The 13811-nt window shown below is 71.3% G+C and carries 8 protein-coding genes and 1 rRNA gene; 4 read left to right on the forward strand and 5 right to left on the reverse strand.

The genetic code is table 11. The features are described from left to right. Nucleotides 1-263: 263 nt before the first annotated feature. A 16S ribosomal RNA gene (locus tag OIE12_RS05305) occupies nucleotides 264-1788 on the reverse strand. A gap of 580 nt (nucleotides 1789-2368) precedes the next feature. Between OIE12_RS05305 and OIE12_RS05310 the strand changes: the two genes are divergently transcribed. Together OIE12_RS05310 and ptsP are read left to right on the forward strand one after the other, a co-directional pair. Then, nucleotides 2369-2818 carry a PTS sugar transporter subunit IIA gene (locus OIE12_RS05310; RefSeq protein WP_329132241.1) on the forward strand — a complete coding sequence of 150 codons (450 nt, stop codon included), beginning with the start codon at nucleotides 2369-2371 and terminating at the stop codon, nucleotides 2816-2818. Nucleotides 2819-2896: 78 nt separating this feature from the next. Further along, the gene (ptsP, locus tag OIE12_RS05315; protein WP_329132243.1) at nucleotides 2897-4567 is read left to right on the forward strand and encodes a phosphoenolpyruvate--protein phosphotransferase; all 1671 of its coding nucleotides are present in this window, start codon (nucleotides 2897-2899) and stop codon (nucleotides 4565-4567) included. Nucleotides 4568-4666: 99 nt separating this feature from the next. Here the strand turns inward: ptsP and OIE12_RS05320 are convergent, their stop codons facing one another. Continuing rightward, the gene (locus tag OIE12_RS05320; RefSeq protein ID WP_329132245.1) at nucleotides 4667-5557 is read right to left on the reverse strand and encodes a hypothetical protein; all 891 of its coding nucleotides are present in this window, start codon (nucleotides 5555-5557) and stop codon (nucleotides 4667-4669) included. A gap of 193 nt (nucleotides 5558-5750) precedes the next feature. Then, nucleotides 5751-7727 (reverse strand): acetoacetate--CoA ligase, encoded by a 1977-nt coding sequence (locus tag OIE12_RS05325; protein ID WP_329132247.1) that lies wholly within the window; start codon nucleotides 7725-7727, stop codon nucleotides 5751-5753. Nucleotides 7728-7935: 208 nt separating this feature from the next. On the opposite strand from OIE12_RS05325, the gene OIE12_RS05330 reads away from it, so the two are divergent. Then, nucleotides 7936-10287, forward strand: a complete 2352-nt coding sequence (locus tag OIE12_RS05330; protein WP_329132249.1) for a glycoside hydrolase family 31 protein — start codon at nucleotides 7936-7938, stop codon at nucleotides 10285-10287. A 10-nt stretch (nucleotides 10288-10297) separates the two neighbouring features. Here the strand turns inward: OIE12_RS05330 and OIE12_RS05335 are convergent, their stop codons facing one another. After that, entirely contained in the window at nucleotides 10298-10837 is a 540-nt protein-coding gene (locus OIE12_RS05335; protein WP_329132251.1) for an NUDIX domain-containing protein, read from the reverse strand. Between the two features lie 81 nt (nucleotides 10838-10918). Beyond that, nucleotides 10919-11728 (reverse strand): M15 family metallopeptidase, encoded by an 810-nt coding sequence (locus OIE12_RS05340; protein WP_329132253.1) that lies wholly within the window; start codon nucleotides 11726-11728, stop codon nucleotides 10919-10921. 499 nt (nucleotides 11729-12227) lie between these two features. Here OIE12_RS05340 and glpK point away from each other — a divergent pair, with 499 nt between their 5' ends. Further along, entirely contained in the window at nucleotides 12228-13751 is a 1524-nt protein-coding gene (gene glpK, locus OIE12_RS05345) for a glycerol kinase GlpK (protein ID WP_329132255.1), read from the forward strand. Nucleotides 13752-13811 lie beyond the last annotated feature (60 nt).

Consider the following 13811-nt stretch of genomic DNA (forward strand, 5'->3'; position numbering starts at 1 on the left):
ACCCCGGGAACAACATCCCGAGTGCACTGGGGCCGGCATCCCGAAGACCCAGCCTCACGGCCGTGCCCTCAGACACCCAACAGCGTGCCCGACACCCTCAACCTCCCCATCTCGCGTTCCACGCCGAAGCAGTACTAGCGACCAGAGCTGGTCAAGTGTGCCGAGTAGTCAACGTTCCACCCATGAGCAACCAGTGCGGGACGTTCGCCCGCATCCTGGCCTCTGACCTCGTCCCGGAGGACTCGGTAAGAAGTGCTCCTTAGAAAGGAGGTGATCCAGCCGCACCTTCCGGTACGGCTACCTTGTTACGACTTCGTCCCAATCGCCAGTCCCACCTTCGACCGCTCCCTCCCTTGCGGGTTGGGCCACGGGCTTCGGGTGTTACCGACTTTCGTGACGTGACGGGCGGTGTGTACAAGGCCCGGGAACGTATTCACCGCAGCAATGCTGATCTGCGATTACTAGCGACTCCGACTTCATGGGGTCGAGTTGCAGACCCCAATCCGAACTGAGACCGGCTTTTTGAGATTCGCTCCACCTCACGGTATCGCAGCTCATTGTACCGGCCATTGTAGCACGTGTGCAGCCCAAGACATAAGGGGCATGATGACTTGACGTCGTCCCCACCTTCCTCCGAGTTGACCCCGGCGGTCTCCCGTGAGTCCCCAGCACCACAAGGGCCTGCTGGCAACACGGGACAAGGGTTGCGCTCGTTGCGGGACTTAACCCAACATCTCACGACACGAGCTGACGACAGCCATGCACCACCTGTACACCGACCACAAGGGGGCGCCCATCTCTGGACGTTTCCGGTGTATGTCAAGCCTTGGTAAGGTTCTTCGCGTTGCGTCGAATTAAGCCACATGCTCCGCCGCTTGTGCGGGCCCCCGTCAATTCCTTTGAGTTTTAGCCTTGCGGCCGTACTCCCCAGGCGGGGCACTTAATGCGTTAGCTGCGGCACGGACAACGTGGAATGTTGCCCACACCTAGTGCCCACCGTTTACGGCGTGGACTACCAGGGTATCTAATCCTGTTCGCTCCCCACGCTTTCGCTCCTCAGCGTCAGTATCGGCCCAGAGATCCGCCTTCGCCACCGGTGTTCCTCCTGATATCTGCGCATTTCACCGCTACACCAGGAATTCCGATCTCCCCTACCGAACTCTAGCCTGCCCGTATCGACTGCAGACCCGGGGTTAAGCCCCGGGCTTTCACAACCGACGCGACAAGCCGCCTACGAGCTCTTTACGCCCAATAATTCCGGACAACGCTTGCGCCCTACGTATTACCGCGGCTGCTGGCACGTAGTTAGCCGGCGCTTCTTCTGCAGGTACCGTCACTTTCGCTTCTTCCCTGCTGAAAGAGGTTTACAACCCGAAGGCCGTCATCCCTCACGCGGCGTCGCTGCATCAGGCTTTCGCCCATTGTGCAATATTCCCCACTGCTGCCTCCCGTAGGAGTCTGGGCCGTGTCTCAGTCCCAGTGTGGCCGGTCGCCCTCTCAGGCCGGCTACCCGTCGTCGCCTTGGTGAGCCACTACCTCACCAACAAGCTGATAGGCCGCGGGCTCATCCTGCACCGCCGGAGCTTTCCACCACCCGACCATGCGGTCAGTGGTTGTATCCGGTATTAGACCCCGTTTCCAGGGCTTGTCCCAGAGTGCAGGGCAGATTGCCCACGTGTTACTCACCCGTTCGCCACTAATCCCCACCGAAGTGGTTCATCGTTCGACTTGCATGTGTTAAGCACGCCGCCAGCGTTCGTCCTGAGCCAGGATCAAACTCTCCGTGAATGCTTGCCGGGATACCCCGGTCACACATCACGAGAGCGGAACAGCCAGGCGGAATAAGCCCAGCCGTTCACAGCGTCCTCGCTGTGTTTGTTTCAAAGGAACCTCGCCCCAGCAGATGCTGGAGACGGGGTATCAACATATCTGGCGTTGACTTTTGGCACGCTGTTGAGTTCTCAAGGAACGGACGCTTCCTTCGTACTCACCCGAGAGACTCTCTCAGGCTTTCCTCCGGGCGCTTCCCTTCGGTGTTTCCAACTCTACCAGCGTTTTTCCGGGCTTCTGACCACTGCCCTGCGAGCACGCAGGAAGCGACCCCGGGATAGGATCTGGTGAGTTGGTTGCTGCCGGGTGAGGACGCTTGGTCGCACCGCATCGCCCCGAGCAGGAGTACAACTCTACAGCGGTTCGTGGAGGGGGCGCAAATCGATTGCGCTGCCCTCCTAGGGGCGCCAACCCGTACGTCTGCTGCGGAACCCGTACTTCCCATGACATACGCTGCTCACCGGCCCGCCGTACCTGGACCCTCCAGCCGTGGCGGACCTGCGGTTCTTGTGCATCTCCACCCCCCGGGAGGCCCCCCATGACCACCGTGACGTCCCCTCTCGCAGGGCGTGCGATCGGACTCGTCGCAGTACCCGATCCCGTCTTCTCCCAGGCGATGGTGGGGCCCGGCACCGCGATCGATCCCGTGCGCGAGCCCTCGGAGGCGGTCGCTCCCGTCGACGGCGTCGTCGTCTCCCTGCACCCGCACGCCTTCGTCGTGGTCGACGGGGACGGGCATGGAGTCCTGACCCACCTGGGCATCGACACCGTGCAGCTCAATGGCGAGGGTTTCGAGCTGCTCGTCAACAAGGGGGACACCGTGACGCGCGGCCAGGCCGTCGTCCGGTGGAACCCGGCGGCCGTGGAAGCGGCCGGGAAGTCCCCGGTGTGCCCGGTGGTGGCGCTGGAGGCCACGGCGGAGTCCCTTTCGGACGTCCGGGAGAGCGGTGACGTGAAGGCCGGCGAGCAGCTGTTCGCCTGGCAGTGACGTCGGTGCCGTCCCTGGCGGCGCGGGAGCAAGGATGATCGCGGCGGTGGACCCGCCGCACGAGCGGAGACGGGTGAGATGGAGACAACGCTGCGAGGCGTCGGTGTGAGCCACGGTGTGGCGATCGGCGAGGTACGGCACATGGGGACGGCGGTGCTGGAGCCGCCGGCCAAGCAGATACCGGCGGAGGAGGCGGAGCGCGAGCAGGGGCGCGCCCGTCAGGCGGTGGAGGCCGTCGCGGCGGATCTCAACGCGCGCGGGAATCTGGCGGGGGGCGAGGCCCAGGCCGTGCTGGAGGCGCAGGCGCTGATGGCCCAGGACCCCGAGCTGATGGCCGACGTGGAGCGCAGGATCGCCGTCGGCAGCACGGCCGAACGGGCCGTGTACGACGCCTTCGCCTCGTACCGTGCGCTGCTGGCCGGTGCGGGTGAGTACCTGGCGGGCCGGGTCGCCGACCTCGACGACGTGCGCAACCGGATCGTTGCGCGGCTGTTGGGTGTTCCGATGCCGGGTGTCCCGGACAGTGACCAGCCGTACGTCCTGATCGCGCGGGATCTGGCGCCGGCCGACACGGCGCTGCTCGATCCGACGCTGGTGCTCGGTTTCGTGACCGAGGAGGGCGGGCCGACCAGCCACAGCGCCATTCTCGCCCGGGCGCTGGGCGTGCCCGCCGTGGTGGCGCTCCCGGGCGCGGGTGAGCTCGCGGAGGGCACGGTGATCGCCGTGGACGGCAGCACCGGTGAGATCTTCGTGGAGCCGGGCGCGGAGAAGAGGGCGCAGCTGGAGGCCGCGGCGGCCGAGCGGCGGGCGGCGCTGGCCGCGTCGACCGGGCCGGGTGCCACCTCCGACGGTCACCGGGTGCCGCTGCTCGCCAATGTGGGCGGACCCGCCGACGTGCCGGCGGCGGTGGAGGCCGGGGCCGAGGGTGTCGGTCTGTTCCGTACCGAGTTCCTCTTCCTGGACGACAGCAAGAAGGCGCCGTCGGAGGAGAAGCAGGTCGAGGCCTACCGCCAGGTCCTGGAGGCCTTCCCGGAGGGCCGGGTCGTGGTGCGGGTGCTCGACGCCGGTGCCGACAAGCCGCTGGACTTCCTGACTCCGGCGGACGAGCCGAACCCGGCGCTGGGCGTGCGGGGTCTGCGCACCCTCCTTGACCACCCCGAGGTGCTGCGCACGCAGCTCACCGCGCTGGCCAAGGCCGCCGAGGGGCTTCCGGTGCACCTGGAGGTCATGGCGCCGATGGTCGCGGACCGCACCGATGCCAGGGCGTTCGCCGAGGCCTGCCGTGCCGCCGGTCTGCGGGCCAAGTTCGGGGCGATGGTGGAGATCCCGTCGGCCGCGCTGCGGGCACGGTCGATTCTGCAGGAGGTCGAGTTCCTGTCGCTGGGCACGAACGACCTGGCCCAGTACACCTTCGCGGCCGACCGGCAGGTGGGTGCCGTCTCCCGGTTGCAGGACCCGTGGCAGCCCGCGCTGCTCGACCTGGTCGCGATGGCGGCCGAGGCGGCGAAGGCCGAGGGCAGGAGCTGTGGCGTCTGCGGTGAGGCCGCGTCGGATCCGCTGCTCGCGTGTGTGCTGACCGGTCTGGGTGTCACCTCCTTGTCGATGGGTGCGGCGTCGCTGCCCTATGTGCGGGCGACGCTGGCGAAGTACACGCTGGCCCAGTGCGAGCGTGCGGCGTCGGCGGCGCGGGCGGCGGACAGTGCCGAGGAGGCGCGGGAGGCCGCCCAGGCGGTGCTGTCCGGGGAGTAGACGTGTGGCACGGCGTGCCGTGCGAAGTCTCGGAGTTCAGGGGCGCTCCACCCGTCGGGTGGGGCGCCCCTCGTGCGTCCGGGGACGCCGCCGTGAGGGTCAGTGGGGGTGGCCGGGATGGCCGGTGTCGCCGAGGTCCGGTGGTGCGCAGTAGTCGACGCCGGACTCCGGGGAGCGGAGGTCGCCGGAGGCGGCGTCGGTGCAGTAGGCGTCGAAGACCTCGGCGGCGGTCAGCGGTGCCAGGCCGCCGGCGCGCAGCCGCCAGCCGTAGACCCGGTCGGGGGTGCCGGGGGTGCTGTCGCGTACGACGAGGCCCCCGGGGCTGTCGGTGGCGAGGCCGAGGGCGAGCACGGTGGTGAATTCGAGGGCCTCGGTGTCGTCGAGCCGGGGGGTGCCGTCGGGGCCGTCCTCGGTGCGGAGGACGGTGACGAGGGCTTCGGGGTGGGTGGCGATGCTGCAGACGAGGTGGCGTCCGCCGGGGGCCGGGGTGCCGAGGATGCGGGTGAGCAGGGCGGAGGCGTGGGCGAGGGCCGCGCGTCCGATGTCCTCGCCGCAGCCGGCGCAGGGGCCGAGGGCGGCCAGGGCGGTGGCGGCGTACTCCCAGGTGGCCTGGCGTACGGCCTCGTCGACGAGGTGCGGGACGAGGTCGGACAGGGGTTGTCCGTCGTACGGGATGGCGGGGCCGGTCAGGGCGAGCCGGGCGGTGTAGCGGGTGCGGCTGGCCGGGGCGTCGGGTTCCAGGCCGTGTTCGGCGCAGAAGACGGCGTAGTCCTCGGGGTCGAAGAGGGCGACGGTGGTGTGGCTGCCCTGGTCGGCGAGGGTGCGGAGCAGGATCTCCACCTGGTGCAGGTAGGTGGTGTGGTCGTCGAAGGCGAAGGTGCGGTAGCGGCGCATCGCGCCGAAGTCCTGTTCGTCGGTGAGCAGGCCGATGGTCCCGGCGATCTCGCGGCGCAGGACGCGGCGCATGGTCTCGGTGCGGGTCTCCCCCATGGTGTCCCCCTGTGGTGCGCGGTGCGGCGCGCCGGTGTGCGGCGCGCTGTGTGAGCACGGTCGATCAATGCTCACTCACCGTAACGGGCGGCACTGACAATGCCTGTCTGCCGGACCGTTTGCGCAGCTCGGGGCCGTGCAGGGGGCCGGACGGTCGCGGGATCGCGGCCGCCCGGCCGGGGACGGGGTGTGGTCACGCGCGCTTGCGGGCCAGTTCCTCGTAGAAGTGCAGGAGGTCGAGGTTGTCGATCGAGCCGGGGTTGACCGCCTTCTCCAGCGGGGTGCCCTGGAGCAGACGCTTGACCGGGACCTCGATGCGCTTGCCGGTGAGGGTGTGCGGGACGCCGGGGACCTCGATGATCTCGTCGGGCACGTGGCGCGGGGAGAGCTGTTCCCGGATGGTCTTCTTGATCCGGTTGAGCAGGTCCTCGTCGAGCACCGCGCCGGGGGCGAGGTGGACGAAGAGGGGCATCCAGTAGCCGCCGTCTGGCTGTTCGATGCCGAGGACGAGGGATTCCCTGATCTCGGGCAGGCGTTCGACGGCCTCGTAGATGTCGGCCGAGCCCATGCGGACGCCCTGGCGGTTGAGCGTGGAGTCGGAGCGGCCGTGGATGATCACGGAGCCGCGAGAGGTGAGCGTGATCCAGTCGCCGTGGCGCCAGACGCCGGGGTAGACGGAGAAGTAGCTGTCGAGGTACCGGCTGCCGTCGGGGTCGTTCCAGAAACGGATGGGCATGGACGGCATCGGGTTGGTGACGACCAGCTCGCCGACCTCGTCGACCAGGGGTTCGCCGGCCGGGTCCCAGGACTGCAGGTCGGTGCCGAGGCAGGGGGCCTGGAGTTCGCCGATGTACACCGGCAGGGTCGGGACGGCTCCGGCGAAGCAGGAGCAGACGTCGGTGCCGCCGCTGACGGAGGCGATCCACAGGTCGGCGCCGCTGTCGGCGAACTCGTCGTGGAGCCAGCGGAAGCCGTCGGGCGGCAGGGGCGAGCCGGTGGTGGCGACGCACGTGACGCGGGAGAGGTCGTGGTCGCGCGCGGGGTGGGCGCCGGCCTTGCGGCAGGCCATGACGTAGGCGGCGGAGGTGCCGTAGAGGGTGGCGCCGGTGCGTTCGGCGACCTGCCACTGGGCGTCGATGGCGGGGTGTCCGGGGCTGCCGTCGTACAGGACGATCGTGGTGCCGGTGAGCAGGCCGGAGACGAGGAAGTTCCACATCATCCAGCCGGTGGACGTGTACCAGAAGAACACGTCCTCGGGGCCGAGGTCGCAGTGCAGGCCGAGCTGTTTGAGATGTTCGACGAGGATGCCGCCCTGGGACTGGACGATCGCCTTGGGCAGGCCGGTGGTGCCGGAGGAGTAGAGCACCCAGAGGGGGTGGTCGAAGGGGACCTGTTCGAATTCCGGTTCCACGTCGGCGGCGGTCAGGGCCGCCCAGTCGAGGGCGTCCTCGGGGGCCGCCGTGCCGAGCAGCGGGATGTGGACGACGGCGCGCAGGGTGGGCAGTTCGCGGCGGAGTTCGGCCACGGTCTCCCGGCGGTCGTGCTCCTTGCCGCCGTAGCGGTAGCCGTCGACGGTGAACAGGACGACGGGTTCGACCTGCTGGAAGCGGTCCAGGACGCTGCGGGCGCCGAAGTCGGGGGCGCAGGAGGTCCAGACGGCGCCGACGGCGGCGGTGGCCAGGAGGGCGACGGCGGCCTCGGGGATGTTGGGCAGGTAGCCGCTGACGCGGTCCCCGGGGCGTACGCCGAGGGCGCGCAGTTCGGCGGCGAGGGAGCCGACCCGGCGGCGCAGTTCGGCCCAGGTGACGGGGCGCGGCTCGTGGGTCTCGTCGACGGCCAGGATGGCGGGTTCGTCCGGGCGGGTGGCGGCCGCGCGCAGGGCGTGCTCGGCGTAGTTCAGCCGGCCCTCGGGGAACCACTGGGCGCCGGGCATGGCGCGGTCGCCCAGCACGCGCGCGTAGGGCGTGCCGAACCGTACGTCGAACCATTCGGTGACGGCCTTCCAGAAGGCCTCGGGTTCGGCCACGGACCAGCGGTGCAGGGCCGCGTAGCCGCCGTCGGCGGGCGCGTCGTGGTGGCCGGCCGCCCAGGACTGGAAGGCGGTGATCCGGGCCTGGGCGATGCGTTCCTCGTCGGGTCGCCAGAGGGGCGAGGGGTGCGCTGAGGTCATGGGGCGGCTCCCGGGCTGTACGCGTCGTGTGCGCGGTCGTGTACGGGTGGGGTGCGCGGCACGCGGTGACACGGACGATGCCATGTGATCGACTTCCGCACCAGGGTGCGCCTTCGATGGTCGGCAACGTGAACATGTGACTCCAGTGCCGGTGAACGGCAGTTGAACGGCTTAGATGTGCGGCGCCGGTGATGGCAGGGTGAGCAGCATGGACGGTCGTGACCTGGTGCGTTCGGTGAGGGTGTTCGGTTCGGGGGGTGCGGCGCAGGGGTTGCGTACGGTGCGGGCGGCGTGGCGCCGGAGGCGTGCGGACGCCGTCGGGCTGCCGCGGCGGGGTGCCGAGCGGGCGCGGGTGCCCGGTGCGGTGCGGGAGGCGGAGCCGGGGCCCGGGGGCGGGGTGATCCGGTTCGCGCGTGCGGAGCTGCGGGTGGCGGTGGCACCGAACGGGGCGGTGTTCTGGGGGTGGGACGGGGCCGGTCCCGAGCCGTCGTACGCGCTGGCGGACGGGTGTCCGGAGCCGGATCCGAGGGCGGTGCTCGAGCCGGACAAGGACGGCGGCTGGCGGGTGGTGGCGGAGCGGGTCACGGTCGTGGTGTCGCGGTACGGCGCCGTCGAGGTGCGCACGCCGGGCGGGGTGACGCTGCGGCGGGATCTGCCGCCCCGCTGGTGGGAGCCGGTCGGCGGCGGTCCGGCGCGCTGGACGCAGCGCGCGGAGACGGCGCCGGACGCCCGGTTCTTCGGGCTCGGCGCGTGGGCGGACGGGCCCCGGCTGCGGGGCGGGACGTACCGGCTGTGGAACACGGGTCCGGGGCGGCCGTCCTCTCCCGGTGGCGGTGCGCCGCACTTGACGCTGCCGGTGCAGCTCGTGGTGGCCGACGCGGGCACGCACCTGGTGTTCCACGATGCGACCTGGGACGGTGCCGTGACGCTGGCGGAGGGTGAGGAGGGTGCCGGTTCGGGGCACGACCGGCCCTCGACGTGCGAGCTGCGCATGGAGGGCGGCCCCTTGCGCTGCTGGGTGGTGGTGGGGTCCCCCGCGCGCGTGCTGCACGTCTGGGCGTCGCTGACGGGTGCGCCGGCGCTGCCGCCCGCCTGGGCGCTGGGGCACCATCACGCGCCCCGGGAGGGCGCCGGGGAGCAGGAGGTGCGGCGGATCGTGGCGGGGTTCCAGGAGCGCGGGCTGCCGCTGGACGCCGTGCACCTGGGCGTCGGGCACGCCGACCGGAACCGGGTGTTCACCGTCGACCAGGAGCGGTTCCCGAAGCTGCCGGTGCTCGCGGAGGAGCTGCGCCGGGACGGCATCCGGCTGGTGTCCTTCGTCGATCCGGCGGTGCGGGCCGAGCCGGGGTACGCGGTCTTCGACGGCGGTGGGGACGGGGATGTGTTCGTGCGGGACGCCGCGGGGCGGGCCGTCGGGGGGCTCGCGCGGCCCGGGGAGGCGGTGTTCCCGGACTTCACGCACGCGCGGGTGCGCGCGTGGTGGGGCGCGCACTACGGGGAGCGTCTCGAACGGGGCTTCGCGGGGTTCTGGCACGAGGGGGACGAGCCGGTGTCGTTCGCCGCCTTCGGGGAGAACACGCTGCCCCGGTCGGCCCGGCACGCGCTGGAGGGACGCGGCGGCGACCACCGGGAGGCCCACAACGTGTACGGGCTCTGCATGGCGCGGGCGGCTCACGAAGGGCTGCGGGGCCTGGCGCCCGGGGAACGGCCGCTCGTGGTGTCGCGGTCGGGCTGGGCCGGGACGCAGCGGTACGGGGGCGTCTGGTCCGGGGAACCGGCGGGCGGTTGGTCGGGGCTGCGGGCGTCGCTGTCGCTGGTGCTGGGCCTCGGGCTGTCCGGGGTGCCCTTCTCCGGCGCGGACCTGGGTGGCGGCGACGGCGACCGGTCGGCGGAGCTGTCCGTGCGCCGGCTCCAGCTGGGCGCGTATCTGCCGCTGTTCCGTACACGTAGCGGACCCGGTGACGATCCCTGGGAGCCAGGTCCGGAAACCCTGGAGCACGCGCGCGTGGCGCTGCTCGAACGGCGCCGGCTGCTGCCGTACCTCATGACACTGGCGCATCTCGCGCGCCGTACCGGGGCGCCCTACGTGCGGCCGCTGTGGTGGGGCGCGCCGGAGGACCGGGAGCTGCGCGACTGCGAGGACGCGTTCCTGCTCGGTGACTGCCTCCTGGTCGCGCCGGTGCTGGAGCCGGGCGCGGACCGGCGTACGGTACGGCTGCCCCGGGGGCGCTGGTACGACACGGCGACGGGGCGGGCGTACGAGGGGCCGGGGCGGGCCGTGGTGGACGCTCCCCTGTCGCGGATCCCGGTGCTCGCGCGTGCGGGCGCGGTGCTGCCGGTACGGGGCGCGGACGGGGGCGTGGAGCTGGAGGTCTGGGCGCCGGGACGCGGGCGCACCGGGGGCGGTGTGGTCGTGCCGGACGCGGGCGAGGGCCCGGAGGAACCGCGGCTCGAGCGGTACGTGGCGCGGCGGCAGGGCGGGCGGGTCGTCGTACGGCGGCACGGGGCGGAGGGCGAGGCTCCGTATCCCGTACGTGTGCGCGGGCTGCCCGGCGGGTGAGCGGGGCGGCTCAGACGTACCGGCCCGCGAACCAGGCACGAACGGCGAGGGTGTGCAGCGGGAACGCCAGTTCGGCCGGCCGGCGCAGAAGCTGCCGGCCCTCCGTCTCGTCGGTGCGGGCGAAGGACGGCAGGTCGGCGGCCGGGCGTTCGGGCAGGAGTCCGAAGAGCAGCAGATGGCCGTCGGGAGAGCTCATCGCGTCGGCGAGCCGTACCTCGTGGTCCGCCGCGTCGATGCCGGTCTCCTCCTTGAGCTCGCGGACGACGGCGTGCCGCCAGTCCTCCCGGTGGTCGACGAAGCCGCCGGGCAGGGCGGTGCCGCCCCGGGCCGGCGCGATGGCGCGGGTGATGACGACCAGGCCGGTGCCCTGGGTGTCGTAGGCGGGCTGGAGCGCCACGGCGACGGGCAGCGGGTTGCGGTACGCCACGGTGCCGCAGTCGGCGCAGGTGCGCGGCCAACCGGAGACGTCCTCACCGTAGGGCGCGCCACAGCTCGAACAGTGGGAGTCCCGGCGTGGCGCGACGGACGGGCGGTGCGATGAGGCGGACACGCCGCGGACTGTAGCCGATCACCGGGCGGACGTCTGCGGTCCGGACACCGCGGCCTTCGGCGGCACCCTGGGGGTCGTGTGTCAGCGCGTCCCGGGCAGGGCGGCGCGGGAGACCGGGAAGTCGAAGTAGGTGTCGGGGTACGGCTCCGGCTGGTACGTGTAGTGCCACCACTCCTCGGCGAGGTTGACGAAACCGAGGCTCTCCAGGGTGCTCTTCAGCAGTTGCCGGTGGGCACGCGGGGTGCCGGTGACGCGGGGGTCGTCGGTGTGGGCGAGGGTGTCGAAGCAGTCGTAGCCGGTGCCCATGTCCACGGAGTTGTCCGGGAAACGCTCTGCCTTGGGGGCGTAGCAGGGCACCAGGGGTTCGCCGGGCACATAGGGGCGCGTCGGCTCGGCGGGCAGCCTGACGAGGGTGAGGTCCATCGTGGAGCCGCGGCTGTGCCCGGACTTCTCGGCGATGTACCCGTCGTCGAACAGTCGCGTCTTGTCGACTCGGGGATAGAACTCCGTCTTCATCTTCTGGTCGTCGAGGTCCTTGGCCCAGCGGACGAAGTGGTCCACGGCGCGCTGCGGCCGGTAGCAGTCGTAGACCTTGAGGGTGTAGCCCTGCCGCCGCAGGCGGTTCTGCGCCCGGTGCAGGGCCTCGGCGGCGGGGCGGGTGAGGAGGCACAGGGGCTGTGCGTAGCCGTCGACGGGCTCGCCGACGAAGTTGTGCGGAGTGGCGTAGCGGATCTCCTCGAGGATGGTCGGGTCGACGCCGTCCAGGGCCACGAAGTCGGCCGGTGCCTGGGGTTCGGTGGTGGCCCGGGCCGGGGCGGCGGCGGTGCCGAACGCGAGCAGCGCGGTCAGGGTGGTGACGAGGGTGCGGACCGTGCGTGGGAGAGAGGTCATGCACCCTGCGTCTATCAGATCTTCGGGCGCGGGCGGCGGGATGAGGGAGGGATGGCCGGAACCACCCCCGTCGGCCCCGGCCATCCCTCGTGCTGTCTCGGACGCTGCCGGGCCGCGCACGGTTCTCCGCGTGCCGACGGTTTTCGTCCGGTGTCCGGAATTCCGGGGTCGCGGGCGGGCGAGCGGGCCGCGGGGCGGCGGGCGACCGGTCCGTGTGCCGGCAGGGTTGCCGGCCCCGGCACCGGCAGGGTTGCCGCCTCCCGTACCGGCGGAGCCGCCGCCGCGAGGAGCGGGATCGCCGGTTGCGGCCCCAGAATGGACCAGTGCGCGTTTCGCCCGCTTTTCACACCGTCCGTTCCAGCGTTCCGCCGTTCTCGTCCGCCGCCTTGACGCCCCAGGAGCACCGGTGAACACTTCCCGAAGGCAGCCGGACCGCCGCGCGACCTCGGACCCGCACCTCTCTGCGCACTCCTCGAACCGAGCGACCAAGGGGTAAGCCATGCCGGACACCGCCCGCACGTACGTCGCCGCGATCGACCAGGGCACGACGTCGAGCCGTTGCATCGTCTTCGACGGTGACGGCGCGATCGTCGCCGTCGACCAGCGCGAGCACCGCCAGATCTTCCCCCGGCCGGGCTGGGTGGAGCACGACGCCACCGAGATCTGGTCCAAGGTGCAGGCCGTGGTGGCGGGCGCGCTCGCCAAGGCCGGACTGCGCGCCGACCAGCTCAGCGCCCTCGGCATCACCAATCAGCGCGAGACGACGCTGCTCTGGGACCGCACCACCGGCAAACCCGTGCACAACGCGATCGTCTGGCAGGACACCCGGACGGCCGCGCTCTGCGACGAACTGGGCGGCGCGGACGGGCAGGACCGTTTCCGCGAGCAGACCGGGCTGCCCCTGGCCAGCTACTTCTCCGGCCCGAAGGCGGCCTGGCTGCTGGACAACGTGCCGGGGCTGCGGGACCGGGCGGAGCGCGGCGAGATCGCGTTCGGCACCATGGACTCCTGGCTGATCTGGAACCTCACCGGCGGCCCCGACGGCGGACGGCACGTCACGGACGTCACCAACGCCTGCCGCACCATGCTGATGGATCTGCGGACCCTCCAGTGGGATCCCGCGATCTGCGCCGCCATGAACGTCCCCGAGGCCGTCCTGCCGGAGATCCGGTCCTCCGCCGAGGTGTACGGCACCGCCGTGGGCCAGCTCGCCGGCGTCCCCGTCGCCTCCGCGCTGGGCGACCAGCAGGCGGCCGTCTTCGGGCAGGCCTGCTACGACGTCGGCAGCGCCAAGAACACCTACGGCACCGGCAGCTTCCTGCTGCTCAACACCGGCGAGCGGCCCGTGCCGTCCAAGAACGGCCTGCTGACGACCATGGGGTACAAGATCGGCGACGAGGCGCCGGTCTACTGCCTGGAGGGGTCGATCGCGATCACCGGGGCGCTGGTGCAGTGGTTCCGGGACCAGCTCGGGATCATCCGCAGTGCCGACGAGATCGAGTCCCTGGCGGCGAGCGTGGAGGACAACGGCGGGGCGTACATCGTGCCCGCGTTCTCCGGACTGTTCGCCCCGTACTGGCGTTCGGACGCGCGCGGGGTGGTCACCGGACTGACCCGGTACGTCACCAAGGCGCACCTCGCGCGGGCGGTCCTGGAGGCGACGAGCTGGCAGACGCGCGAGGTCGTGGACGCGATGTACCAGGACTCCGGGGTGCGGATCAACACCCTGAAGGTGGACGGCGGCATGACCGCGAACAATCTGCTGATGCAGCACCAGGCGGACGTGCTCGGCGTCCCGGTGATCCGGCCGAGGATCTCCGAGACGACCTGTCTGGGCGCCGCGTACGCCGCCGGTCTCGCGACGGGCGTGTGGAACGGCCTCGACGAGCTGAAGGCGCACTGGGAGAAGGACGCCGAGTGGACGCCCGGCATGGAGGACGCGGTGCGGGACCGCGAGTACCGCAACTGGCGCAGGGCGGTGGAGAAGAGCTTCGGCTGGGAGGAGCGGGGCGGCGAAAGCTGACTTCGGGCGGCCTCCACGCGCGCGTGGAGGCCGTCGCCCGCCACGCGCGCGCGTACGCGT

Origin of the sequence: Streptomyces sp. NBC_00670, assembly GCF_036226765.1 — a bacterium.
GTDB lineage: Bacteria > Actinomycetota > Actinomycetes > Streptomycetales > Streptomycetaceae > Streptomyces.

What these genes read in the sequence shown, in the direction of transcription:
- OIE12_RS05310 (WP_329132241.1), top strand. Translation starts at nt 2,369, where the DNA reads ATGACCACCGTGACGTCCCCTCTCGCAGGGCGTGCGATCGGACTCGTC.
- ptsP (WP_329132243.1), top strand. Translation starts at nt 2,897, where the DNA reads ATGGAGACAACGCTGCGAGGCGTCGGTGTGAGCCACGGTGTGGCGATC.
- OIE12_RS05320 (WP_329132245.1), bottom strand. Translation starts at nt 5,557, where the DNA reads ATGGGGGAGACCCGCACCGAGACCATGCGCCGCGTCCTGCGCCGCGAG.
- OIE12_RS05325 (WP_329132247.1), bottom strand. Translation starts at nt 7,727, where the DNA reads ATGACCTCAGCGCACCCCTCGCCCCTCTGGCGACCCGACGAGGAACGC.
- OIE12_RS05330 (WP_329132249.1), top strand. Translation starts at nt 7,936, where the DNA reads ATGGACGGTCGTGACCTGGTGCGTTCGGTGAGGGTGTTCGGTTCGGGG.
- OIE12_RS05340 (WP_329132253.1), bottom strand. Translation starts at nt 11,728, where the DNA reads ATGACCTCTCTCCCACGCACGGTCCGCACCCTCGTCACCACCCTGACC.
- glpK (WP_329132255.1), top strand. Translation starts at nt 12,228, where the DNA reads ATGCCGGACACCGCCCGCACGTACGTCGCCGCGATCGACCAGGGCACG.